The 24,781-nt window shown below is 65.5% G+C and carries 23 protein-coding genes; 8 read left to right on the top strand and 15 right to left on the bottom strand.

Annotation, left to right across the window (positions count from 1 at the left end; all coding sequences use genetic code 11):
- Positions 1-37: 37 nt before the first annotated feature.
- Positions 38-1,606, bottom strand: coding sequence for a glutamine-hydrolyzing GMP synthase (gene guaA / locus Q0Q02_RS13625; protein ID WP_293810239.1), 1,569 nt, complete (start codon positions 1,604-1,606; stop codon positions 38-40).
- Positions 1,607-1,714: 108 nt separating this feature from the next.
- Positions 1,715-3,013, bottom strand: a complete 1,299-nt coding sequence (locus Q0Q02_RS13620; RefSeq protein WP_293810237.1) for an RsmB/NOP family class I SAM-dependent RNA methyltransferase — start codon at positions 3,011-3,013, stop codon at positions 1,715-1,717.
- Between the two features lie 181 nt (positions 3,014-3,194).
- On the opposite strand from Q0Q02_RS13620, the gene Q0Q02_RS13615 reads away from it, so the two are divergent.
- Positions 3,195-3,335 (top strand): hypothetical protein, encoded by a 141-nt coding sequence (locus Q0Q02_RS13615; RefSeq protein WP_293810236.1) that lies wholly within the window; start codon positions 3,195-3,197, stop codon positions 3,333-3,335.
- Positions 3,336-3,537: 202 nt separating this feature from the next.
- On the top strand, positions 3,538-4,698 hold the full coding sequence (locus Q0Q02_RS13610; RefSeq protein ID WP_293810234.1) for a glycerophosphodiester phosphodiesterase: 1,161 nt from the start codon (positions 3,538-3,540) through the stop codon (positions 4,696-4,698).
- A 246-nt stretch (positions 4,699-4,944) separates the two neighbouring features.
- Here Q0Q02_RS13610 and Q0Q02_RS13605 read toward each other — a convergent pair whose 3' ends face one another.
- The 3 genes from Q0Q02_RS13605 to Q0Q02_RS13595 all read right to left on the bottom strand — a co-directional run bounded on the left by Q0Q02_RS13605 (position 4,945) and on the right by Q0Q02_RS13595 (position 8,445).
- Positions 4,945-5,661, bottom strand: coding sequence for an amino acid ABC transporter ATP-binding protein (locus tag Q0Q02_RS13605; protein WP_293810246.1), 717 nt, complete (start codon positions 5,659-5,661; stop codon positions 4,945-4,947).
- A gap of 98 nt (positions 5,662-5,759) precedes the next feature.
- Positions 5,760-7,247: an amino acid ABC transporter permease gene (locus tag Q0Q02_RS13600; protein ID WP_293810232.1), complete on the bottom strand. Its 1,488-nt coding sequence runs from the start codon at positions 7,245-7,247 to the stop codon at positions 5,760-5,762.
- 10 nt (positions 7,248-7,257) lie between these two features.
- Complete coding sequence (locus Q0Q02_RS13595) at positions 7,258-8,445, bottom strand: amino acid ABC transporter permease (RefSeq protein WP_293810245.1); 1,188 nt, start codon at positions 8,443-8,445, stop codon at positions 7,258-7,260.
- A 647-nt stretch (positions 8,446-9,092) separates the two neighbouring features.
- On the opposite strand from Q0Q02_RS13595, the gene Q0Q02_RS13590 reads away from it, so the two are divergent.
- Positions 9,093-9,299 carry a hypothetical protein gene (locus Q0Q02_RS13590; RefSeq protein ID WP_293810230.1) on the top strand — a complete coding sequence of 69 codons (207 nt, stop codon included), beginning with the start codon at positions 9,093-9,095 and terminating at the stop codon, positions 9,297-9,299.
- Between the two features lie 37 nt (positions 9,300-9,336).
- Here Q0Q02_RS13590 and Q0Q02_RS13585 read toward each other — a convergent pair whose 3' ends face one another.
- Positions 9,337-10,359 carry an amino acid ABC transporter substrate-binding protein gene (locus tag Q0Q02_RS13585; protein ID WP_293810228.1) on the bottom strand — a complete coding sequence of 341 codons (1,023 nt, stop codon included), beginning with the start codon at positions 10,357-10,359 and terminating at the stop codon, positions 9,337-9,339.
- 265 nt (positions 10,360-10,624) lie between these two features.
- Between Q0Q02_RS13585 and metC the strand changes: the two genes are divergently transcribed.
- Positions 10,625-11,815, top strand: a complete 1,191-nt coding sequence (metC, locus tag Q0Q02_RS13580) for a cystathionine beta-lyase (protein WP_293810226.1) — start codon at positions 10,625-10,627, stop codon at positions 11,813-11,815.
- 134 nt (positions 11,816-11,949) lie between these two features.
- On the opposite strand, the gene ppx is transcribed toward metC, so the two are convergent.
- From ppx to Q0Q02_RS13555, 5 genes are all read right to left on the bottom strand, one after another.
- Positions 11,950-13,431 (bottom strand): exopolyphosphatase, encoded by a 1,482-nt coding sequence (ppx, locus tag Q0Q02_RS13575; protein WP_293810224.1) that lies wholly within the window; start codon positions 13,429-13,431, stop codon positions 11,950-11,952.
- Positions 13,432-13,459: 28 nt separating this feature from the next.
- A complete protein-coding gene (locus tag Q0Q02_RS13570) occupies positions 13,460-15,634 on the bottom strand; it encodes an RNA degradosome polyphosphate kinase (RefSeq protein ID WP_293810243.1) in 2,175 nt (724 codons plus the stop codon).
- 140 nt (positions 15,635-15,774) lie between these two features.
- Entirely contained in the window at positions 15,775-16,473 is a 699-nt protein-coding gene (locus Q0Q02_RS13565) for a hypothetical protein (protein ID WP_293810223.1), read from the bottom strand.
- Between the two features lie 7 nt (positions 16,474-16,480).
- A complete protein-coding gene (locus Q0Q02_RS13560) occupies positions 16,481-17,587 on the bottom strand; it encodes an AI-2E family transporter (RefSeq protein ID WP_293810221.1) in 1,107 nt (368 codons plus the stop codon).
- A 93-nt stretch (positions 17,588-17,680) separates the two neighbouring features.
- Positions 17,681-18,211 (bottom strand): CDP-alcohol phosphatidyltransferase family protein, encoded by a 531-nt coding sequence (locus Q0Q02_RS13555; RefSeq protein WP_293810219.1) that lies wholly within the window; start codon positions 18,209-18,211, stop codon positions 17,681-17,683.
- A 284-nt stretch (positions 18,212-18,495) separates the two neighbouring features.
- Between Q0Q02_RS13555 and purM the strand changes: the two genes are divergently transcribed.
- The gene (gene purM / locus Q0Q02_RS13550; RefSeq protein WP_293810217.1) at positions 18,496-19,569 is read left to right on the top strand and encodes a phosphoribosylformylglycinamidine cyclo-ligase; all 1,074 of its coding nucleotides are present in this window, start codon (positions 18,496-18,498) and stop codon (positions 19,567-19,569) included.
- Positions 19,566-20,189, top strand: a complete 624-nt coding sequence (purN, locus tag Q0Q02_RS13545) for a phosphoribosylglycinamide formyltransferase (protein WP_293810215.1) — start codon at positions 19,566-19,568, stop codon at positions 20,187-20,189. The genes purM and purN overlap by 4 nt, the downstream gene beginning before the upstream one ends.
- Here the strand turns inward: purN and Q0Q02_RS13540 are convergent.
- Entirely contained in the window at positions 20,117-20,917 is an 801-nt protein-coding gene (locus Q0Q02_RS13540; RefSeq protein ID WP_293810213.1) for a YafY family protein, read from the bottom strand. The genes purN and Q0Q02_RS13540 overlap by 73 nt on opposite strands.
- A 300-nt stretch (positions 20,918-21,217) precedes the next feature.
- Entirely contained in the window at positions 21,218-21,565 is a 348-nt protein-coding gene (locus Q0Q02_RS13535; RefSeq protein WP_293810211.1) for a hypothetical protein, read from the bottom strand.
- A 490-nt stretch (positions 21,566-22,055) separates the two neighbouring features.
- On the opposite strand from Q0Q02_RS13535, the gene Q0Q02_RS13530 reads away from it, so the two are divergent.
- Positions 22,056-22,388, top strand: coding sequence for a hypothetical protein (locus tag Q0Q02_RS13530; RefSeq protein WP_293810209.1), 333 nt, complete (start codon positions 22,056-22,058; stop codon positions 22,386-22,388).
- 196 nt (positions 22,389-22,584) lie between these two features.
- Positions 22,585-23,427: a MipA/OmpV family protein gene (locus Q0Q02_RS13525; protein WP_293810208.1), complete on the top strand. Its 843-nt coding sequence runs from the start codon at positions 22,585-22,587 to the stop codon at positions 23,425-23,427.
- A 113-nt stretch (positions 23,428-23,540) separates the two neighbouring features.
- Here the strand turns inward: Q0Q02_RS13525 and ndk are convergent, their stop codons facing one another.
- Both ndk and Q0Q02_RS13515 read right to left on the bottom strand, forming a co-directional pair.
- The gene (gene ndk, locus Q0Q02_RS13520; RefSeq protein WP_293810206.1) at positions 23,541-23,963 is read right to left on the bottom strand and encodes a nucleoside-diphosphate kinase; all 423 of its coding nucleotides are present in this window, start codon (positions 23,961-23,963) and stop codon (positions 23,541-23,543) included.
- A gap of 342 nt (positions 23,964-24,305) precedes the next feature.
- Entirely contained in the window at positions 24,306-24,575 is a 270-nt protein-coding gene (locus Q0Q02_RS13515) for a hypothetical protein (RefSeq protein ID WP_293810204.1), read from the bottom strand.
- Between the last annotated feature and the right edge of the window lie 206 nt (positions 24,576-24,781).

Below are 24,781 nucleotides of genomic sequence, written 5' to 3'. Positions count from 1 at the left end.
AATCGGCGGGTATCGGCGGCGTTCGGATAGGCCCGAATTATTCCCACTCGATCGTGCCGGGGGGCTTCGAGGTCACATCGTAGACGACGCGGTTGATGCCCTTGACCTCGTTGATGATGCGGGTCGCTGCGCGGCCAAGGAAATTCATGTCGAAGGGATAGAAGTCCGCCGTCATGCCGTCGACCGAGGTCACGGCGCGCAGGGCGCAGACATGGTCGTAGGTACGGTAATCACCCATCACGCCGACGGTGCGCACCGGCAGCAGCACGGCGAAGGCCTGCCAGATCACGTCGTAGAGGCCGGCCTTGCGGATCTCGTCGAGATAGATCGCATCCGCCTTGCGCAGGATGTCGAGCTTCTCCTTGGTGATCTCACCGGGGCAGCGGATGGCGAGGCCCGGCCCCGGGAAGGGGTGGCGGCCAACGAAGGCCTCGGGCAGGCCGAGTTCGCGGCCGAGCACGCGCACCTCGTCCTTGAAGAGTTCGCGCAACGGCTCGACGAGCTTCATCTTCATGCGCTCGGGCAGGCCGCCGACATTGTGGTGGCTCTTGATCGTGACCGAAGGTCCGCCGGAGAAGGAGACACTCTCGATCACGTCGGGATAGAGCGTGCCCTGCGCCAGGAAATCGGCGCCGCCGAGCTTGGCGGCCTCGGCGTCGAAGACGTCGATGAAGAGCCGGCCGATGGTCTTGCGCTTGGCCTCCGGATCGGCACCGCACTTGGCAAGCTCGGTGAGGAAAAGCTCTTCGGCCTCAACATGGACCAGCGGGATGTTGTAGTGATCGCGGAACAGGCGCACGACCTCTTCCGCCTCGTTCATCCGCATCAGGCCGTGATCGACGAAGACGCAGGTAAGCTGGTCGCCGATCGCCTCATGGATCAGCACAGCCGCCACGGCCGAGTCGACGCCACCGGAGAGCCCGCAGATGACGCGGCCGGTGCCGACCTGCTCGCGGATCTTCTTCTGCATCTCGGCGCGATAGGCCGACATGCTCCAGTCCGGCTTGCAGCCGCAGATCTCGACGACGAAGTTGCGCAGCAGCTTGCCGCCATCGGGGGTGTGGACCACCTCAGGGTGGAACATCGTGGTGTAGAAGCGCCGCTCTTCGTCGCTCGCCACGGCATAGGGGGCGTTCTCGGAAGTCGCCTTGACGGTGAAGCCGGCCGGAAGCTGCGTGACCCGGTCGCCATGGCTCATCCAGACCGGATAGCGGCCGCCCTCTTCCCAGACGCCCTCGAACAGCGCGGAGGGGGTGACGATCTCGACATCGGCCCGGCCAAACTCGGCGGCGTGACCACCCTCGACCTTACCGCCGAGCTGATGCGCCATGGTCTGCTGGCCGTAGCAGATGCCCATCAGCGGAATGTTCGCCGAGAAGACCGCCTCGGGAGCGCGAGGACTGCCCTCGTCCGGCACCGAAGCGGGGCCGCCGGAGAAGATCACGCCCTTCGGCTTCATGCGGGCAAAGGCCTCGGAAGCCGACTGGAACGGGGCGATCTCGCAATAGACGCCGATCTCGCGGATGCGCCGCGCGATCAGCTGCGTCACCTGCGAGCCGAAATCGATGATGAGGATGGAGTCGTGATGGGGCTGAGCGCTCGTCATCGCGTCCCGTTAGAGCATCGGACCGAAAAGTGGAACCCGTTTTTCGGATCAATCCGATGCGGCTGTAAAGCATGGATCGCGCGGGCGCGCGCAACGCCCGCGGCCGGCTTAGCCCCCGCGCGTCAGGCAGGCCAGATAGAACCCGTCCGTTCCGGTACGCCGCGGCGAGAGCTGCAGGCCGTGGGTCGTGGCGAACCGGGCGAGCAGAGAGAAGTCGCTTTCGGCGCCCTTGAGCACGTCGATCGGTGCGATGGCGGAAAAGCCCGGATGCTTGCCGAGGAAGGCGCGGATCGCCTCGTCATTCTCCTCCGGCAGCACCGAGCAGGTGATGTAGGCGATACGGCCGCCCGGCTTCACCAGCCTGGCGGCGCGCGCCAGCACCTCGGCCTGGTCCTTGATGCGCTCCGCGAGAGCGCCGGGGCGCACCCGCCATTTCGCATCCGGGTTGCGCCGCCAGGTGCCGGAGCCGGTGCAGGGAGCATCGACCAGCACGAGATCGACCTGGCCGGCGATATCGGCGAAGGGCTCGTGGCCGCGCGAGCGCGGAATGCGGACCTCGACGATGCTGGCGCCGGAACGCGCCAGCCGGTCATGCAGCGGCGCGAGGCGGCGGCTGTCGAGATCGGTGGCATAAAGGCTGCCGCGATTGGCCATCAGCGCGGCCAGCGCCAGCGTCTTGCCCCCTGCCCCGGCGCAGAGATCGATCACGGTCTGGCCAGGCTGAGCGCCGGCCAGCAGCGTCACCAGTTGCGAACCCTCGTCCTGGATCTCGAAGGCGCCGGCGAAGAAGCTCGGCTCGGTCTGGAGCGAGGGGCCGCGGCCGTCATGGCCGGGCTGGAAGCGCAAGGCATCGGGCGACCAGGGGCCCTGCTCCGGCTGGAGATGGGCGAGGTCCTTCAGCACGGCGTCGCGGCCGGCCTTGAGACGATTGACGCGCAGGTCGATCGGCGCGCGGGCGGCCAGAGCCTCGCCCTCGGCGATCGCAGCTTCTCCGAGGCCCGTCCGGAACGACGGCCAGAGCCATTCCGGCACATCGGCCTGCACCCAATCGGGCGCGCCCTCGACAGAGAAGGCGGTGAGCAACGCGGTCTCGTCATCGCTCAGGGGCTGTGGGGCGTGATTCTCGCCGGAGCAGAGTTCCGCGATCTCGGCGACGCCAAGGCCACGCAGGCCGGCCAGCATGCCGAGGACGAGCGCGCGCGGCGTCTCTGACGCCATCGCATAGCCGGAGGACGCCTTGCGCCGCAGCGCGTCATAGACCAGCGAAGCGACAGCGGCCCGGTCCTTCGAGCCGGCGAAACGGCGCGACAGCCCCCAATCCTTGAGGGAATCGGCGGCCGGCCGGCGACGCTCGACGATATCCTGGAGTACCTCGATGGCGGCGCTGATCCGGGCGGCTGGGGTCATGACGCTTCAATCCTGGCGTCGGACGCATTCCGGAACGCCGCAAAGACGGAGTCGAACAAGTTTCGACCGATTCAAGCATGACGCAGCGACATGAAGGCCCCGGCGCCACACTCTTGACGCGGTCGTTCCACATGCGGAAAGACGATGCAACCGCATGTCGCGGCCATTGGGATACACTCACATGAAAAGCGCCAGCCGCATCGTCATCCTGAGCCTCGTCGCGCTGGGCCTCGCGGCCTGCGCCACCCAGCAGCAGCCGGACTACACCCCGCCGGCCTCCAAGCGCCTTGACGCCAAGACCACCCTCGAGAACCGCCGCTGAGATTGCGCGGGGCGGCTGCGCCGAAACGGCCGGCCGGCCTCATTCGCGTCAGCGACCACGAAACCCGCGCCGGCCTCTGCCGGGGCGGGTTTTTTGTTTCGGTAGCGCCATAAGCTCCCTCAAATCCGAGCACCCGCCTTCATGGCCGTGTCATATCCGCCCTCTTAAGGTCGCCCGCATTTCCGTGAGGCTGGGCCCAATTATGACAAAGAACCTCCTTCTCTCGACGACGCTCCTCGCCGCCCTGGCCTTCCAGGCCCCGGCCGCGCTTGCGCAGGCCGCGCCGACGCTCTCCGGCCAGAAGCCGCTCGTCATCGCCCATCGCGGCGCCAGCGGCTACATGCCTGAGCATACGATCGAGGGCTACAAGCTCGCGATCCAGCAGGGCGCCGACTTCATCGAACCGGATCTCGTCTCGACCAAGGACGGCATGCTCATCGTCCGTCATGAGCCGATGCTATCAGGCACGACCGATGTCGCCGACCGCCCGGAATTCGCCAATCGCAAGACGACCCGCAAGGTCGACGGCGTCGACACCACCGACTGGTTCGCCAACGACTTCACCGCGGCCGAGATCAAGACGCTGAAGGCCAAGCAGGCTTTCGCCGACCGCGATCCCTCGCATAACGGCAAGTACCAGATCCCGACCTTCCAGGAGGTGATCGACCTCGCCAAGGCCGAGAGCGCCCGCACCGGCCGGACCATCGGTATCTATCCCGAGACCAAGCACCCGACCTATCATGCGGCGCTCGGCCTCGCCTTCGAGGACAAGCTCCTCGACATGCTCAAGGCCGCCGGCTGGACCGACAAGACCGCCCCGGTCTTCGTCCAGAGTTTCGAGACCGCGAACCTGAAATACCTGCGTCCGAAGACGCAGTTGCGCCTCGTCCAGCTCGTCGATGGCGACGGCGTCGACAAGGACGGCAAGGTCACGCTGGTTGCGCCCTTCGATCGCCCCTACGACTTCGCCGTGCTCGGCGACAAGCGGACCTTCCAGGATATGCTCTCCGCCGAGGGGCTGAAGGAGATCGCGACCTATGCCGACGGCGTCGGGCCGTGGAAGCCCTATCTGATCGGTGCCAAGCAGACCATCGGCGCTGATGGCAAGCCGCAGGACCTGAACGGCGACGGCGCGATCGACGAGCGCGACCGCACGCTGATCGCCCCGACCAATGTGGTGAAGGACGCCCATGCGGCCGGGCTTCTGGTCCACAGCTGGACCTTCCGCAGCGAGCCGAAGCGCCTGGCCTCCGACTTCAAGGGCGATGCGGGCGCTGAGTACAAGGCGTTCTTCGCGCTTGGGCTCGACGGGCTGTTCTCGGACTTCCCCGACCAGGCGGTGAAGGCGCGCGACGGCAAGTAAGCGCCCTCGCCATAGACGGCACGGAGGGCATTTCACGTAAACGCGGGTCATCCCGGGCTTGACCCGGGATCCATGCCGGAGCGCTTCCGATCATGGTTCAGGCATGGATCCCGGCTCTGCGCTTCGCTCCGGCCGGGATGACCCGCGCTTCTGTGTAAAATCAGCACATTCTCGGAAGCGGTCACCCAACAAAAAACGCGCCGGCCTGGCCGGCGCGTTTCGATCGCTCGATGAACCGTTCTTTTCTCAGTGCAGGATCTGGCTGAGGAAGAGCTTGGTGCGCTCGTGCTGCGGGTTCTTGAAGAACTCGTTGGGGGTGTTCATCTCGACGATCTGGCCGGCATCCATGAAGATGACGCGGTCGGCGACCTGGCGGGCGAAGCCCATCTCGTGGGTGACGCAGAGCATGGTCATGCCCTCCTCGGCCAGCGACACCATGGTGTCGAGCACCTCCTTGACCATCTCGGGGTCGAGCGCCGAGGTCGGCTCGTCGAACAGCATGATCTTCGGGCTCATGCAGAGCGAACGCGCGATCGCCACGCGCTGCTGCTGGCCACCCGAGAGCTGGCCCGGATATTTGTGAGCCTGCTCAGGGATCTTGACGCGCTTGAGATAGTGCATGCCGATCTCCTCGGCATCCTTCTTCGGCATCTTGCGCACCCAGATCGGCGCCAGCGTCAGGTTCTCGAGGATCGTCAGATGCGGGAACAGGTTGAAGTGCTGGAAGACCATGCCGACGTCGCGGCGGATCTCGTCGATCTTCTTGAGATCGTTGGTGAGTTCCGTGCCGTCGACGACGATCTGGCCCTTCTGGTGCTCCTCCAGGCGGTTGATGCAGCGGATCATCGTCGACTTGCCGGAACCTGAAGGCCCGCAGATCACGAGCTTCTCGCCGCCGCCGACCTTCAGGTTGATGTCGCGCAGGACGTGGAACTCGCCATACCACTTGTTCACGCCGATCATCTCGACAGCGGTCGCGGTGTTCAGCGAGGTCTGCTTCAGCGCCGCGGGGCGGGAGCCGGTCGTCTTGGTTTCTGCCATTGCCATGGTTGTCGTCCCTCTCAACGTTTTTGGCCGGCGGCGAGGCGCTTCTCGACCGCGATCGAATAGCGCGACATTCCCCAGCAGCACAGGAAATAGAAGATGGCGGCGAAAGCGTAGCCTGTCGACCGGGTCGTGGGCGTCGCCCAGGTCGGATCGATCAGCGTCGCCTCGATGGTGCGCAGGAAGTCGAAGATGCCGACGATGGTGACCAGCGTCGTATCCTTGAACAGCCCGATGAAGGTGTTGACGATGCCCGGGATCACGATCCGCAGCGCCTGCGGCAGGATGATCAGGCGCATCATCTGCCAGTAGCCCAGGCCGAGCGACATCGCGCCCTCGTACTGGCCCTTCGGCATCGCCTGCAGGCCACCGCGCACCACCTCCGCCATGTAGGCGGCGGCGAACAGCGCGACGCCGATCAGCGGCCGCAGCAGCCGGTCCGGCGACCATTCCTGCGGCACGAAGAGCGGCAGCATGGTGTTGGCCATGAACAGCACGGTGATCAGCGGCACGCCGCGCACGAACTCGATGAAGATCACCGAGAGCAGCTGGATCGCCGGCAGCTTGGAACGCCGGCCGAGCGCGAGCAGCACGCCGAGCGGCAGCGAGAAGACGATGCCGACCGCCGAGATCAGGAAGGTCACGGTCATGCCGCCCCAGAGGCCGGTATCGACGCGCGGCAGCCCGAACGCCATCGGCCCGACATTCATCCAGAGCCGATAAAACAGGTATTTCAGGTATGTCGGGAAATTGACGAAGGAAAGCACCGCCTCGTCAAAGGCGTTCGGCGCCGGCGGCTTCCAGGAAACAACCGCCAAGAGCCCGAAAACCACGAGAGCAGTGTAGGCGAGCCGTTTCGGCCCGGAAAATCTTGCGACCGTCGGCTTGGCCTTTTCGTAGACCAGAGCGGCTTCTCCCACCAGGCCTGCAACCAAATCCGGATAAGCGGACAGGATCAAAAGCACGACAACCGCCGCCACCGAAAGAAGAAGGGCCCAACTGATGACGAAACCGGCCTTTTCTCCACCAAGCAGCAGCGCGAAGGCGCTCGTCGGCAGGATGACGAAGAAGAAGAAGGCTCCGACCTTCTTCAGAGGCGCCTTGTTCCAAAGCAGCCAGACGACACCGAGCGCGAACATCGCGAAGACGATGTTGACGCGCCAACGCTCCGCCACCGGGTAGGAGCCGTAGATGAAATACTGGGTGCGATCCGCGATATAGGCCCAGCAGGCACCGACCGGGCGCCCGACCTTGTCGGCGAGGCAGGCGTCGCGGTTCGCGCCGGTCCAGACCGCATCGAGGAAATAGAAGCGGACCATCCCCGGCACCGTGTCGATCACGAGCCAGACGCAGAGCAGCGTCAGGATCGCGTTGAGCGGGCTGGAGAACAGGTTCGCCCGGATCCAGGCCAGGGGGCCGGCGACGGAAAGCGGCGCCGGCTCCTGCTGGAGGGTTTCCCTGCGGACGAAGGCGTTAGGTGAGTTTTCGGTCGTTGCGTCGGTCATCGCGCAGCCCTCACCGTTCCACCAGCGCCATGCGCTTGTTGTAGATGTTCATGAAGAGCGATGTCACCAGCGAGATCGTGAGATAGACAGCCATCGTGATCGCCACGACCTCGACCGCCTGGCCGGTCTGGTTCAGCACCGTGCCGGTGAAGACCTGGACGAGATCGGGATAGCCGATCGCCACCGCCAGCGACGAGTTCTTGGTCAGGTTGAGGTAGTTGGAGGTCAGCGGCGGGATGATGACGCGCATCGCCTGCGGGATGACGACGAGCTTCAGCGTCGGCCCGTTGCGCAGGCCGAGCGCATGGGCGGCCTCGGTCTGCCCCTTCGACACCGCGAGGATGCCGGCGCGCACGACCTCGGCGATGAAGCCCGCCGTATAGGTGGTCAGGCCGATCAACAGCGCGACGAATTCAGGGAAGATCTGGATGCCGCCGCGCAGGTTGAAGCCGGCGAGCTCCGGATAGACGAAACTGATCGGCCGGCCGGTCACGAAATAGACCAGCAGGGGCAGGACCACGATCAGGCCGAGCGCGATCCAGCCGATCGGATACTGCCGGCCCGTCGCTTCCTGCTGCCTGTGCGCCCAGGAGCGGAAGACGAGGGTGGCGACGATGCCGATCAGGAACGCCCAGACGATCAGGCTCCCGCCGGGCCCCAGATGCGGATCGGGAATGTAGAGGCCGCGATTGTTGAGCAGAAATCCGCCCGGCAGCTCGATCGACTGACGCGGGTTCGGCAGCGGCTTCAGCACCGCGTTGTACCAGAAGAACAGTTGCAGCAGCAGCGGGATGTTGCGGATGACCTCGACATAGATCATCGCGAGCTTGGCGATGACCCAGTTGTTCGACAGCCGGGCAACGCCAACGAAGAAGCCGAGCAGGGTCGCGAAGACGATGCCGAGGCCGGCGACCAGCAGCGTGTTCAGCAGGCCGACGATGAAGGCGTCGCCATAGGTCGAGCCGCCCGAGGCGGAGAACGGGATCAGCTTCTGATTGATGTCGAAGCCGGCGGCATTGTGCCAGAAGCCGAAACCCGAGGCGATCTTCTGCGCGCGCAGGTTCTCGATCGCGTTCGATGCCGCCGACCAGATCAGGAAGAGGACGATCGCTACCAGAGCGGCCTGATAGACATAACCGCGGATCTTCGGGTCGTAGAATAACGACGCCTTGCCGGGTGTTACCTGTTCGCGGGGAATGCTCGACACCTGTCACGCCCTTTTTTTTGCTTCGCTTGTTGCGGCCGGCGATCCAGCGGCGATGCGGTTGCGCCGTGGTCGTCTTGTTGTCCGTGCCACTCTTCTGGTTTCGTGAACGGCGCCCGGCGGCAGGCCGTGCGCCCTTCCCTCAGCCCCCGGATCCAGTCCGCGCCCTGCGCTGCGACAGGTACCCGGCACCGGCCGCCACCGGCGCGATGATGATCTGCATGCGGTTCCCCTGTTCGGAGCGGGTTCGTCCCACCCTCGGCTAGCCAGCAAGTCCCGGGCCAAGCACCCGAGCCTTACCTTGATTCCTTCGTCCCATGCGGAGCCTTCCGGCTCCGTTTCATTTTGCGCACGGGGCTCTCGCCCGGTCCTCTGAGCGGATCGCCGGAGCGATGGCGAGCCACCTCCGAGTCCACCTCGCATTCTGGCCACGTTCGGTCTTCAGAGGCGAGTCCCGACCGAGGTTTCTTTCAAAAGATTCACGGTAATCGCCGACATGATGGGCGATGCGATAGGCCCAATCGCGATTCAGGCCGAGTTTCGCGACGGAAAATCGTCATCACCCGTCCGAAACACCGTGAAGCGGCCCTCTGAGCGGGGCGGAACGAACTTCGCTTTTTTGGGAAATATAGAAGATCGAGGTGGCCCGGCAGAAATCGACGTCGAAGCCAGGCAGCGAGGGCGCGAGGCTGGGCATGGCGGCGAATGCCATCGCGAAGAGGGACGGCACATTTGCCTTTCCGATGGCCGGACGGGCCCTGGACGACAGCAGCGGCGACACCATACAGCAACCAGGCACTCAGATCGGGCGTATCTCCAGCAGGGATCGCCTCGATATGCAAATGTGAAACGGGGCGCCGGTCAGACCGGCGCCCCGCCAACCTCTCAGCGAACCGGCGGAGCGTATTGCAGGCCGCCCTTGGTCCAGAGACCGTTCTGGCCGCGAGCGATCTTCAGCAGCGAGCCCTGGCCGACATTGCGCTCGAAGGATTCGCCGTAGTTGCCGACATGCTTGACGATGCGGACGACCCAGTCGGCGGTCAGGCCGACCTGCTCGCCGAACTTGCCTTCGGTGCCGAGCAGACGCTTGATCTCCGGATTGTCGGACTTCAGCTTCTCGTCGACATTCGCCTGGGTCACGCCGAGCTCCTCGGCGTTCAGCATGGCGAAATGGACCCATTTCACCAGGTTGAACCATTGCGGGTCGTTGTTGCGGGTAGCCGGGCCGAGCGGCTCCTTGGAAATGATCTCGGGGAGAACGAGGTGCTCGTCGGGGTTCGTCAGCTTCAGACGCTCGGCATAGAGGCCCGAGGCGTCGGTGGTGAAGGCGTCGCAGCGGCCGGCGTCATAGGCCTTGATCGTCTCGTCCGAGCTGGCGAAGGCGACAACTTCGTACTTGAGATTGTTGGCGCGGAAATAGTCGGCGAGGTTGAGTTCGGTCGTGGTGCCCTGTTGAGTGCAGACCGAGGCGCCGTTGAGCTGCAGCGCCGAGTTCACGCCGAGCTTCTTGCGGACCAGGAAGCCCTGGCCGTCATAGTAGTTCACGCCGGTGAAGAGCAGGCCGAGCGAAGCGTCGCGCGTCATCGTCCAGGTCGAGTTGCGGACGAGCACATCGACTTCGCCCGACTGGAGCGCGGTGAAGCGGTCCTTGGCCGAAAGCGGGATGAACTTCACCTTGTTGGGATCGTTGAAGATCGTCGCCGAGATGGCGCGGCAGAGGTCGACGTCGAGCCCCTTCCAGTTGCCCTGCGCGTCCGGCACGCCGAAGCCGGCAAGACCGGTGTTCGAGCCGCAGTTGAGGATGCCGCGCTGTTTCACCTGCGCCAGCGTCGCCTGAGCCGAAGCCCCGGTCGCTGAAAGCGCCAGACCGAATCCCGCCGCAAGCGCGGCCGCTACAAACTTTTTCATCGGTACTCTCCCGTTGGAACCCCTGATCCGGCTGATGCCGGAAGATATTTCTGGTCCCGCCGCCGGCAGCATTTTCGCCGCTCGGTTCGCCCCGCTTTCGTGCGGCGTCCCCATATCCTCGAGTCGATTGCCAGAGCGACTCATGAGCGTCAAGCAACCGCCATACGCATGAGCCGCCCCTTGTTCCCTGCATATATCACATGCGAGTTTGTGGGGCATGGTCAAGCCTGACCATGATTTTCCCCTTTTCTGGCCGTGCCGTCCCATGAAAAAGCTGACTTCGCCTGAATTTGCGCGCCTCGGCGAGCGCACGCGCCTCGTGCTGGCCGGGCGCGACCCGGCCGACAGCTACGGCTTTGTCAATGCGCCTATCGTACGAGGCTCGACAGTCGTCTACCCGAATACCGAAGACTTCCTCGTGCGCAAGGCGCGCTATACCTACGGCACGGACGGCAACCCGACGATCGATGCGTTGCTGGCGGCCGCCAACACGATCGAGGGCGGCGCCGGCGTCGTCGTGACGCCGTCGGGGCTGATGGCCTGCACGCTGGCCTTCCTGACCCTGCTCTCGTCCGGCGACCACGTCCTGGTGACGGACAGCGTCTATCGGCCGACACGAATCTTCTGCGACACCTTCCTGAAGCGGATGGGCGTCGAGGTGACCTATTACGACCCGCTGGTCGGCGCCGACATCGCCAAGCTGTTCAAGCCCAACACGCGAGCCGTCTGGACCGAGGCGCCGGGCTCGCAGACCTTCGAGATGCAGGATATTCCGGCTATCGTCGCCGCCGCGCGCGAGCGCGACATCCTTGTCGCGATGGACAACACCTGGGCGACGCCGCTGTTCTTCGACAGCCACAGGTTCGGCGTCGATCTCTCGGTGCAGGCCGGCACCAAGTACTACGCCGCCCATTCGGACGTGCTGATCGGCACCGTCTCGGCCCGCACGCCGGAGTTGTACAAGAAACTGCGCGCGGCCTGGGGCCAGCTCGGCCTCATCGTCGCGCCGGAAGACGCGTTTCTGACCCTGCGCGGCATGCGCACCATGGCGATCCGCCTGAAGGAGCAGATGCCGGCCGGTCTCGCCATGGCGGAATGGCTGCAGGCACGTCCCGAGGTCGCCCGCGTCCTCCATCCCGCGCTGCCCGGCGCGCCGGGACACGAGATTTGGAAGCGCGACTTCACCGGCGCCTCCTCGCTCTTCACCTTCGAACTCAAGCCGGTCTCGATGAAGGCGGTGGGCGCGATGCTGGACGGGCTTGCCCTGTTCGGGATCGGCGCCTCCTGGGGCGGCTATGAGAGCCTCGTCCTGCCCTTCGACTGCAAGGACTACCGCACCGCGACGAACCCGAACTTCAAGGGGCCGACGATCCGCATCCATATCGGCCTCGAGGACATCGAGGATCTCAAGGCCGATCTCGATGCCGGCTTCGCCCGCCTGCGCGCGGTGGGGTGAGCCGGATTCCCCCTCGCCGTCATTCTCGGGCGAAGCATGGCTTCGACCCGAGAATCTCAGGCAGGACGAGGATCGGGAGCCCCTCTTGGGAGAGATGCTCGGGTCAAGCCCGAGCATGACGCAGGTTTAAGACCTCAGAGCCCGCCGATCTCGAAATCGCGGCCGAGCAGCTTCGCAAGCTGCTTGAGCCGTCCCTCGACGCGCTCGCTCGCCAGCGCCGCGAGGTCGTCGGGGAAGCGCAGCAACAGGCGGTCGTCGACGCAGGTCGCAGCGATGCGCGGCAGAATCCCCGCCATGCCGGCCGAGAGCAGGTAGGCCACGCGGAAGATCGCCGCGATCAGCAGCGCCCGCGCGAGGACCGCCGGCGGCAGCAGGGTCTTCAGGCCGGCAGCGGCCGGCGAGCTTGCCTTCATCCCGGCATAGCGATGGAAGATCGTCAGCGCCAGGAACGCCCGCCCGACATGGTCGATGCCGGTGAAATAGGCGTGTGCGATGACATTCATGCTCTGCTCGCCGCGATAATCAGGATGGGCGCGCCAGCCGATATCGGAGAGCAGGCAGACCGTCTCGATCATCCGGCCTGAGGGCTCGTCCTGCGGCAGGCCGGCCGTTTCGAGAATGCCGCGGGCCCAGGCGATCAGTTCGGCCGCATGGCGCGGGTCGCGGGCACGCAGCAGGTTGTAATCGCGCGCGGCCTGCATCAGCGGGTCGGCGCTCTGCTCCTCCGGCGAAAGCTGCTCATGCAGGAGCCCTTCGCGCACGCCCTGCGCCGAGATGATGATCTCGCGCGGCTTGCCGCGCTTGATCAACTCGTCGAGCACCAGCGCGCCATAGGCCAAGAGCGGACGGCGGGCCGAGGACACCGAATCGATCGCGTCGAGCACCGAGACATCTGCCCGCTCGACCAGCTTGACGAAATCGGCGACGTCGCGGGTCGGAACGGAGTAGCCGTGCATCACGTTCAGCGGATAGGCCGCGCGATGCTGATGAAGCGTGGCGAGCGCGCGCCAGGTGCCGCCGACCGCATAGAAATCCCGCCCCTTCATCGCGGCGAGCTGTGGCAGCTTGTCGAGCTCGTCCTTGACGATCTTCTCTGCCGCCTTGAGCGAGCCTTTCGAACGATCGAGCAGGGCGAGGCCGCCGAGCGGAACGCTGGCGCCCTGCCCCACCGCGCCGCCCTTGACCGAGATCAGCTCCAGGCTGCCGCCGCCGAGATCGCCGACAACGCCGTCCGGGCTGTCGAAGCCCGAGATCACGCCGAGACCGGAGAGCACGGCCTCGCGCCCACCCGAGATCAGCTCGATCGGCTGGCCAATCGCCGCCTCGGCGCGGGCGATGAATTCGGGGCCGTTGCTGGCATAGCGCGCGGCGGCGGTGGCGATGACGCGAAGCTCGCCGACATGCATGGCTTCGCAGAGGATGCGGAAGCGCACCAGCGCGTTGATCGCCTTGGCGACGGCATCGTCGGCGAGGCGACCGGTCGAGGCGACCTGCCGGCCGAGCCCCGCCATCTCCTTCTCGTTGAAGACCTGCGACGGGGCGCGGGCCAGCATCTCGTAGACGACGAGACGGACCGAGTTCGAGCCGATATCGACGATGGCGATGGTATGGGACAACGCGAGCCGCCCCGGAGCATGCCTGAGCTCAGGCCTTGCGTCCCCCACGGCGCGAGAGGGCGCGGGGACTTGAATTGGAGAGCGATTTTCCACGTCCGGACAGACTCGGGTTCGTCATGAAGTACTTATGCGCGTTGAACGGCTCTTCGTTCGGCGCAGGGACAATGCGACGCGAGCCGCCATCGGGCAATATCGTCCAGCTCTGCTCGTTGTCGAGCAGGTTGGCCAACATGATCTGATCCAGCAACTGCTGATGCACAGTCGGATTCAGGATCGGGGTCAGTGCCTCGACCCGCCGGTCGAGATTGCGCGGCATCAGGTCGGCCGAGGAAATATAGACCTTGGCCTTGGGCGAGGGCATGCCGTGGCCGGCGCCGAAGGCGTAGATGCGGGTGTGCTCGAGGAAGCGGCCGATGATCGACTTGACGCGGATATTCTCCGAGAGGCCGGGCACGCCGGGCCTGAGGCAGCAGATGCCGCGCACGACGAAATCGATCTCGACGCCGGCCTGGCTGGCGTCATAGAGCGCGTCGATGATCTCGGGGTCGACCAGCGAGTTGCACTTGCCCCAGATCGCGCCCTTGCGGCCGGCCTTCACATGGGCGACCTCCTCGGCGATATCGGCGAGCAGGCGCTGCTTCAGGCTGGTGGGCGAAACCGCCATGCGCTCCAGCCCGGCGGGCTCGGCATAGCCGGTGATGAAGTTGAAGATGCGGGCGACGTCCTGCGCAATCACCGGATCGGCCGTGAAGAAGGAGACGTCGGTATAGATGCGCGCCGTGATCGGGTGATAGTTGCCGGTCGCGATATGGCAGTAGCTGACGAGCTGGCCGGCCTCGCGGCGCACGACCAGCGAGAGCTTGGCGTGGGTCTTGAGCTCGATGAAGCCGTAGACGACCTGGACGCCGGCGCGCTCCATCTCCTTGGCCCAGCGGATATTCGCCTCTTCGTCGAAGCGGGCCTTGAGCTCGACCAGCGCGGTGACCGACTTGCCGGCCTCGGCCGCTTCCGTCAGCGCCTTGACGATCGGGGAGTTCGCTGAGGTGCGGTAGAGCGTCTGCTTGATCGCGACCACATTGGGATCGCGCGCCGCCTGCTGCAGAAACTGCACGACGACGTCGAAGCTCTCGTAGGGGTGGTGGACGAGCAGGTCCTTCTGGCGGATCGCGGCGAAGCAGTCGCCGCCATGCTCGCGAATGCGCTCGGGGAAGCGCGCATTGTAGGGCTTGAACTTCAGGTCCGGCCGGTCGACGCCGACGAGCTGGGAGAGCTCGTTCAGGCCGATCATGCCGTTGACCTCGACGACCTCGTCGCTGTCGACCTTGAGCTCGCGCACGATCATCCGACGCAGGTGATCGGGCATGCCGATCGAGAGCTCGAGCCGGATGACGACGCCGAGGCGGCGTTGCTTCAACATGGTCTCGAAGACGCGGACGAGGTCCTCGGCCTCCTCCTCGATGTCGAGGTCGGAGTCGCGGATGATGCGGAAGGAGCCCGCGCCCTTCACCTCGTAGCCGGGGAAGAGCTTGCTGATGAACAGCGAGACCGCGTCGTCGAGCGCGATGAAACGGTGCAGGCCCTCACGCGCCAGGTCCGGCAGTTCGATGAAGCGGTCGATCTTGGTGGGCACGCGGATCAGCGCGTCGAGCTGGCGGCCGTCATGCTTGCGCTCCAGCGCCAGCGCGATGGTGAAGCCGAGATTGGGAATGAAGGGGAAGGGGTGCGCCGGGTCGATCGCCAGCGGCGTCAGCACCGGGAAGATGTAGTTGAGGAAGTAGTCCTCCAGCCAGATTCGGTCCTGCGAGGCGATATCGCCGGGTTGCAGCAGGTGGATGCGGTTTTCGTGCAGGTCATGGCGCAGTTCGGCCCAACGCGCCTGCTGGTCGGCGGTCAGCGCCGCGACCGCCTCGCCGATGGCGACGAGCTGGCCGGCCGGCGTCAGGCCGTCCTGGCTGCGCGTGACGACACCAGCCTTGAGCTGCTCGCGCAGGCCGGAGACGCGGACCATGAAGAATTCGTCGAGATTGTTCGCGGAGATCGAGAGGAAGCGCAGCTGCTCCAGCAGCGGGTGGCTGCGATTCGAAGCCTCTTCCATGACCCGGCGGTTGAACTGGAGCCAGGAGAGCTCGCGGTTCATGAAGCGCTCCGGCTGCTGGCGCAGCGACGGCGCGCCCTCCTCGCCGGCAGCCTCGACCTGGATCATCAGGGTCTCAGTGGTCATGCGCTTCACCCGTGCCCCGATCGGCCCCTCACCTATCGCCGATCTTGAAGCCATCCTAGCGTGACGCTTCGATGACAAGCGACATGATTTGAGGAATGCGGCCCGCGCAGAGACGGCCTGGTTCAACCCGCATCCTGCGGGAAGAGTTCCGCCAGGGCCTCCTGCACCAATGGGCGCGTCACCCGCCGGCCGCGCTCAAGCGCGAGTTTGTCGAGCCGGTCGACCACCTGGCGCGCGGCGGCGAAGGAGCGCTCCATCCGCATGGCGAGGGCGTCGATCACGGCGATGTCGACCACGAGCTGGCGATCGATGAAGAGCTTGACGAGAAGCGCCTTGAGCAGCCCGTCATCCGGCGGCTCGATCGTCGCGGCGGGGGCAAGCCTCAAACGCGAGAGCAGGTCCGGCACGCCCAGCCCCCAGAGATCGGGCGGGCGCCTTGCAGTCAGCAGCAGGAAGCCGCCGCGCGCCTTGATCGCGTTCATCAGGTGGAACAAGGCATGCTCATCGAGGGCGCCCGCATCGCAATCCTCGATCACCAGCGCGCCACCGGAGACGAGATGCGGCACCTGCGCCTCGCTCAGCTCCCTGGCGGGGATCGTCCAGGCATGGGCGGAGCGGGCCCAGATGGCGGCAAGATGGGTCTTGCCGGCACCTTCCGGACCCGTAAGCCGCAGCCAGGCCTCGGGCCAGGCCGGCCAGCGCTCGATCAGGCCGTAGGCGGCCTCGTTGGAAGCACCGACGAGGAAATCCTCGACGCCATGGCGGCTGTCGACCGGCAGGTCGAAGGCAAGCTGGCGCGGGCGCGGGGGCAACTCGGACATCGATGATTCAGCGCTCGATATCGATCGTCACATCGACCTTCACAGGGTTCGGATGGATGCCGCGATAGAGATTGCTGGCGAGGTACTGCCGGAGCGCGAAGCGGCAGAGCACGCCGATGACGGCGGCAAGCGGTACCGCCAGCAGCAGGCCGACGAAGCCGAACAGCGAACCGAAGGCGAGCAGCGCGAACATCAGCCAGACCGGGTGCACGCCGATGGAGTCGCCGACGAATTTCGGCTGGAAGATGTTTCCTTCGAGGAACTGCCCGGCAAGGAAGACCCCGAGCGTCGCCAGCGGCCAGGTCCAGTCCGGCCAGAACTGCACCGTCGCGACGCCGACCGAGAGCACGAGCCCGGTCAGCGAGCCGACATAGGGGATGAAGGAGAGGAAGCCGGAGATGATGCCGATCAGCGCGCCGAAATTGACGCCGATGACACTGAGGCCGATGGCGTAGAAACCGCCGAGCAGCACGCAGACAAGCGCCTGCCCGCGCAGGAAGCCGGCGATTGCCATGTCCATCTCGTGCAGCAGGCTACGGATGGTATCGCGATGGTCGCGCGGCAGCCAGCTGTCGACGGTCGCGACCATCCGGTCCCAGTCGACCAGCAGGTAGAAGGCGATGACCGGCGTCAGCACCAGCAGCGAGAATACGCCGACGATGGCGGTACCGCCGCTCCAGAGCGATTGCAGCAGACCGCCGACCCATTTCATGCCGTCGCCGACGAGATTGCCGAGCGAGCTCTGAGCGTCCTTGGTGAGATCGGAGGCGCCAAAGCGTTCGAGCCATGGCGCTCCCTTCTCCAGCACCAGCGCCTGGAGCTTGGCCGCGTCTCCCGGCAGGCGCGCGACGAGCCCGACGAGCTGGTGGCCGAGCAGAGGCGCCAGCAAGACCAACGCCAGCACGAAGGCGAGCAGGAAGACGAAGAGGATCACGATCGTCGCCACCAGCCGGCTCATGCCCCAGCGCTCCAGCCTGTCGGCCAGCGGGTCGAGCAGATAGGCCAGCGCCAGCGCTGCGATGAAGGGCAGCAGGACGTCCCGCAGGACCACCAGGAACAGAATGAAGACTAGAAGGGAGCCGACCCAGAAGCCGATCTGGCGCTGCAACGTCATCGATCAGCCTCTCTCGCGTCTCACGGCCGGCAGGACCTGTCAGATGTGCATCAGGCCCCGCGACTCCAAGCCGCAATGGCCGATAAAGTCCTGTCAACCTGCCATATGGCGCAGCCAGAAGGCGAGATAGGCCGTCATCGAGGCGACCGTCAACAGAGCGACGAGGAGTTCACAGGCCAGCGCGACGGAGCCAAGTTCGATGCCGAAGGCGCGCGAACCCAAAGCCAGCGCGGCGAAGCCGATCTGCGCGGCGGTGTTGAGCTTGCTGACGACGATCGGCGCGATCGTCAGCGGCTTGTCGAGCAGCCAGGACAGGATCACGGCCGCGACGATCATCAGGTCGCGCGCGACGACGAGCACGACGAGCCAGACCGGGACCGCGCCGACGACGGCGAGCGTGATGTAGATCGAGACGATCAGGGCCTTGTCGGCCACGGGATCGAGCCATGCTCCCAGCTCGCTCGCCATGCCGCAGCGCTTGGCGAGGAACCCGTCGACGGCATCCGAGATGCCGGCAACGACGAAGAGGATGAAGGCCGCATCCCAGTTCGCACCGACGATCATGACGATGACCAACGGCACCAGAAACAGGCGGCCGATGGTGATCAGGTTGGGGATCGTCATGGCGGAGAGCTTTGCCCAATGCAGGACACGACGCCAGAGGTGCGGGCGCCACAATTTCACTTTCCGGCGCGGTCATCCCGGACAAGCGGCGAAGCCGCGCTGATCCGGGATCCATGCCCGAACCTCTTTCGACAACGCTCAGGCATGGATCCCGGGTCTTCGCTTCGCTGCGTCCGGGATGACGGCGCAGGTTGGTGAGAAGTCGATAAAACCGCCCAAACGCCTTGCCACGGCGGGCGCGCTTGCCTATCGCTCCCGCGAGCACGCAAGGAAGGCGAAACGCAATGAGCAAGCCCGGCGCAAACGGACTGACCTATGCGCAGGCAGGTGTCGACATCGACGCCGGCAATGCCATGGTCGACGAGATCAAGCCGCTGGTGCGTGCGACGCGCCGGCCTGGCGCGGATGCCGAGATCGGCGGCTTCGGCGGGTTGTTCGACCTCAAGGCCGCCGGCTTCAAGGACCCGATCCTGGTCGCGGCCAATGACGGCGTCGGCACCAAGGTGAAGATCGCGATCGAGAGCGGGCTGCATTCGACGATCGGCATCGACCTCGTCGCGATGTGCGTCAACGACCTGATCGTGCAGGGCGCCGAGCCGCTGCTCTTCCTCGACTATTACGCCACCGGCAAGCTCGACCCGAAGGTCGGCGTCGAGATCGTGCGCGGCATCGCCGATGGCTGCCGCCAGGCCGGCTGCGCGCTGATCGGCGGCGAGACCGCCGAGATGCCCGGCATGTATGCCGAAAAAGACTACGATCTCGCCGGATTCGCGGTCGGTGCCGCCGAACGCGGCACGCTGTTGCCGCGCGAGGACCTGAAGCCCGGCGACGTCGTGTTCGGCCTGCCCTCCTCCGGCGTGCATTCGAACGGCTATTCGCTGGTCCGCCGCATCGTCGCGCTCAGCGGCCTCGGCTGGGAGGCGCCCGCTCCCTTCGCTCCCGAAAAGAGCCTTGCCGAAGCACTGCTGGAGCCGACCCGCATCTATGTGAAGCCGCTGCTGCAGGCGCTGAAGGCGACCGGCGGCATCAAGGCGCTGGCGCATATCACCGGCGGCGGCTTCCCCGACAATATTCCGCGCGTGCTGCCCGAAGGACTCGGTGTCGCGCTCGATCTGCCGGCGATCCCGGTTCCGGCGGTGTTCGGCTGGCTCGCCAAGGTTGGCGGCGTCGCGGAACGCGAGATGCTGCGCACCTTCAACTGCGGCATCGGCATGATCGTCGCGGCCGAAGCCAACAAGGCGGACGAGGTGCTCGCCGCGCTGAAGGCAGCCGGAGAGGCTCCGGTGAGGCTCGGCGAGATCGTGCCGGTCGCTGCGGCTGAGGAGCAGGTCAGCTATCGCGGCAAGCTCTCGCTGTGAGCGCCATCCCTCCCCGCAAGCGCGTCGGGGTGCTGATTTCCGGGCGCGGCTCCAACATGGTCTCGCTGGCGGAAGCGGCACAGGCGCCGGGCTATCCGGCGCAGATCGCGCTGGTCATCTCGAACATTCCCGATGTCGTCGGGCTCGACCGGGCGCGCGGTTTCGGCATCGCCACGGCGACAGTCGACCATCGCCCCTTCGGTAGGGATCGCGAAGCCTTCGAGCGGGCGGTGGACGAGGTGCTGCGGGTCAACCAGATCGACCTGCTCGTGCTCGCCGGCTTCATGCGCATCCTGACGCCCTGGTTCGTGGCGCGCTGGGAAGGGCGGATGATCAATATCCACCCCTCGCTGCTGCCGTTGTTCAAGGGCACGCATACGCACCGTCAGGCGCTGGAAGCGGGCGTTGCCGAGCATGGCTGCTCGGTGCATTTCGTCGTGCCGGAGCTCGATGCCGGCCCGGTGATCCTGCAAGCGAAGGTGCCGGTCCTGCCCGGCGATGACGAGGAGACGCTGGCGAAGCGCGTCCTCGTCGAAGAGCACAAGCTCTATCCGGCGGCTCTGGCGGAGGTCGCCTCCGGTCGTGCCAAGCTCGAAGGCGGCGCCGTCATCCGCGGCTGAGCAGCGGCATCGCCCTCGCGCTTGCAGCGCTCCCACTCCTCCTTCGCGCGCTCTTCCTCCTTCTGCCAGCGGCGGAAGAGATCGGCTCGGCGGGCGGGATAGCGCTCCTCCAGCGCGACGAGGCCCGTCAGGCGGTCGGTGCGGAAATGGCGGAAAGCCTGCCGGAGCTCGCACCAGGCGATGACGATACGGACGCGCTCGTAGAAGGTCATGCCGATCGGCCAGATCATGCGCTGCGTGGCATGGCCGCTCTCGTCGCTGTAGTGGATCGAGAGCTTGCGGCCGTTGCGGATGGCAGCGCGCACGGCCGCGACATCGACCTGATCGGCCTGCACATCCCCGGGATGGGACGCCGCGAACAAGGCGCCATCGAGCAGGATCGGCCGCAGATGCGGCGGCAGCACCGCCGCCACCTTGCTGACGACATCCTCGGCGGCACGCGCGAGCACGGGGTCGGCCCGCTCGCTCAGCCAGCGCATGCCGACCAGCACGGCTTCGATCTCGTCAGGTGACAACATCAGCGGCGGCAGGTCGAAACCTGCATCGAGCACATAGCCGATGCCGGCCTCGCCGCGCACGGGCACGCCCTGACGCACCAGCGCGCCGATGTCGCGATAAACCGTGCGCACGGAGACGTCGAGCTCGGAGGCCAGCGTCTCGGCAGTCACGGGGCGCCTGCGGCGACGCAGGCTCTGGATCATGTCGAGCAATCGTTCAGCGCGCTGCACGGCGGCGTCTCCCCACTCGTCTCCCGGTCCAATAGCCATGCCGTTCGACCGGAACGATCGAACGGGCGAGGATTGGACCTGCGGCAGAATGGCTCAACCGCGCTGACAGCTTCTGTCAGGAGTCTGTCAGCAGCAAGGCCAGAGGCGAAAGCATCGCCGGCATACGAAAGGCTCATCCCGGCGCAGCAAAGCGAAGACTCGGGATCCATGCCGGAAGGCTTCGGGCATGGGCCCCGGGTCCCCCCCGGTCGCCCGGGATGACCCGCGTATTTTACGAGAGTGAGAAAGCCGGCGCGCCGCTCAGAACGGGCGCTTCAGCTTGCACTGATCGATGAACTGCAGGCCCTTCTGGCGGGCCGTGTCGTTGAAATAGCCGGTGTCGCGGAAGGCCTGGATCTCGTCCTTGGTCATCGCGTTGACCGTGCCCTTGGCGTAGCAGCTGCAGGGGGTGTGGACCGCTTCACGCGTCGTGCCCATCAATTGCGACTGCGTGACGAGGCAGGCATCGAAGGCGCGCAGCTGGATCATGTAGGGGGTGAGGTTCTTCGCCGTCGGGTCCGGCGGCGGCAAGGTCGTCGAGCTGCTCGCGGCATAGGCCGAGACGCTCGCCAGAATCGACAGTCCACCGGCCAGAACGACCGCACCCATCCGCCGCATCTTCATGATTCCGCCTGCCCTTCGAGAACGGAGCGCAGCGAAGATCACGATGCCGAGCCCGTGCTCCGGCATGGCCATAGAGCGGGCCGCAGGTCAAGAGGTCTGCAGCGGCAGGACAGCCGATTTCATGGGCGGTGCGCCTGCCGCAACATACAGGCGGCCCGGCCGATCCTGGGCGACGGCTAGTCGACCTCGGGGGCGCGCTCCGCCAACTCCAGGAACACGGCCGCACAGAGTAACCAGAGGATCGCCAATTCCATCATCGCCGTCCCTCCTGAGAACTCCTTCGGCCGACGTCTCTGGCCGCGCGATCATTCTCCCCGCCATCGATTAACGCGCGGTATTCGAAGCGATCAGCCGCGGGTTCTCATCTCGCCCTCCTCGGCCGCCTGAGCCGGCAACGGCACGTTTCCGGCGCCGATATGGCTTTCGTCGCTGAACTGCTTCATGAGGTGACCGGACCAAAGCCGAAGGTGAAATCATGAGCGAACACAGCCAGCTGTGGCGGGCGCCCCTGCAAGGTGGCGGCCGTTGGCAGTACGAAGGCAAGGTTCGAATTGACCATGGCGCGTGGGTCGGAAGACACCCCGACGGTGCCAGGAGAAGCGGCCTGACCGTCAGCGGCGCAATTGCGTCGGGGCGCGGCAACTCCAGGGTCGTGGCTCAGATCGTCCCGGACGACTTCATCCATATCGCGCGGGCGATGTGCAGGGAGAATCGGGAAGCCGCCATACTGGCTTTCTCGCAGGCGATCCTCGAATTCATCGACCCCGAGGGCTCCCCAACCGAGGCCGAAGTTCTCCCTGGTCGCTGAAACCGGCGCAGCCGGATGCGCCGTTTCCCAGACGCAGCCTTTGCCCGCTCCCTTGCACCGAGCAAAAGATTCGGGAGATCAACCGCTTGAAAACGCAGAAGATAACGAAATGGGAACCTTAACCGCGCATTAAACCTCGTCCGCCAGATTGCGGGCATCGCCTATCGAAGACGCCATTGCGTCGGAGTTCTGGATCATGCGTTGCGTTGCGTATCTGGCCGGTCTTGCGACCTGCCTCGTCCTGTCTCTGCCCGGCCAAGCCCAGGCCCAGTCGCGGGATTACTCGACCCTGACCTCGCCCCAGCCGGCTCAGAACTGGTACCTCACGCTGGGCGCCGGCGTGCGCTATCAACCCGATTATACGGGCTCGGACGATTACGTTTTCCGGGCGCGCCCGATCATCTCGCTCGGCAAGGGCCTGAAGAGCACCTGGTGGAGCGCCGAGGATGACGCGATGCTCAGCATCGGCGTCTTCTCGGGCCAGGGCTGGCGCATCGGCTTCTCGGGCGACCTGCTCTGGAAGCGTAGCGCCAAGGTCAACCCGGCCCTCGTCGCGGTGCCCGCAACCAAATTCGGCGCCGAAGCCGGCGGCTTCGTCGAGTTCTACCCAACCTCCTGGCTGCGCGGCCGCGTCGACGTGCGGCGTGGCATCGTCGCGCATGACGGCGTCGTCGCCGACTTCAAGCTCGACGCCTTCTCGACCGTCGGCACCTGGACGCTCGGCATCGGCCCGCGCATGCGGATCGCCTCTGCCGACTATATCCGGACCTATTTCGGTACCGGCGGCGCGATGCCCGGCACGGGCGGCCTGCTGCAGCGTTTCAATGCCGGCGTGCACAGCTATGGCGCCCTGGCGCAGGTGACCTATAACTGGTCTGACCAGCTCAAGACCACGGCCTATGTCGAGTACAAGCGCCTCGTGGGCGACGCCACGCGCTCCGCAATCGTCAGGCCGTTCGGCTCCCGCGATTCGTTCACCTTCGGCCTGTCGGCGAGCTATTCGTTCGATACGGGAACGAACTACTCCTTCGGGCTCTGAGGAGCAGCAACGCCGCGGCGGGAACATCCCCCTGCCGCGGCCAGGTAATCCGCAAAAAGAAAAGGCGGGCCGGAAACCGGCCCGCCTTTCGCTTGTTCAGCAGATGGCTGAAATCAGCCGACGATCTCGTTGCCCGAGAAGAACTGCGCGATCTCGATCGCGGCGGTCTCCGGAGCGTCCGAACCATGCACGGTGTTCTCGCCGACCGAGAGGGCGAAGAGCTTGCGGACGGTGCCCTCGGCAGCGTTGGCCGGGTTGGTGGCGCCCATCACTTCGCGGTGCTTGGCGATGGCGTCCTCGCCTTCCAGGACCTGCACGACGACCGGGCCGGAGGTCATGAACTCGACGAGCTCGCCGAAGAACGGACGAGCCGCGTGCACGGCATAGAAGGTCTCGGCCTGGGCCTTGGTCATCTGGATGCGCTTCTGCGCGACGATGCGCAGGCCAGCCTTCTCGAAGACCGCGTTGACCGCGCCGGTGAGGTTGCGCTTCGTCGCGTCGGGCTTGAGAATGGAGAAGGTACGCTGGACAGCCATCGATCGATCCTTGGAAGGGGTACGGAAAAGGGAAATGCGGCGCGCTTATAGCTGCCGCCTTCGCACCCCACAAGGCTCGTGCGCAGGGCCGTCATGCCCAGAATCGATAAACCGGCAGATCAAGTCGATGTTAGATTGAGGCGTTGACGACAAGGAGCCTGCCTATGCTGCTCATTGGTCTCGCCTTCGCCAGCTGCCTGGCGCTGCTTTGTGAAATCTTGTCCGTAACGCCCGCTTCCATCACCGGGGATCGCAGGGGCAACCAGCCCCCGCCCTCAGGCGGCATCGGGGCATTCTGAACAGCGCCGCAGGGGCGCCAGCTTCCAGATCCCGAGCGCAGCTTCAGTGCCGCGTCAGAAAGGCGCGCGCCTCACGCAGCGCCAAAGCGATCTCGTCGCGCTTCATTTCGAGCGCCAGTTCCTGACGATGCACCGCGGCCCGGGCGCAACCGCGGGCAAAGGCGACGTTGAACCACATCTGCGCCTTGACCAGATCGACGGCCCCTGCCCGCCCCGAAGCATGCATCAGGCCGAGTTCGTAATAGGCTTCCGCCGACACTTCCGCCGGGATCACCAGCGAAGCGGGAACAGCGCTCATCTCCATGCGTGCCATGACAAACCACCCTCTTGTCGTTGCACCGGCCACCCGTCCGAAGGCCCCGGTCGATGGGTGCGAGAGTGGATCCGATCTTTAAAATGCTCCCTAAATTTCGAGATGAACCGAGTCTCAACGAGACGTAATCACCCGGTTAAATCAACGAAGGATTCATCTCGGAATCGCGAAAATCGCAATGATTACAACCCCCTGATCTTACGTCA

Source organism: uncultured Allobosea sp. (assembly GCF_945956895.1).
Taxonomy (GTDB): domain Bacteria; phylum Pseudomonadota; class Alphaproteobacteria; order Rhizobiales; family Beijerinckiaceae; genus Allobosea.
This window is presented reverse-complemented; position numbering and strand designations above follow the sequence as displayed.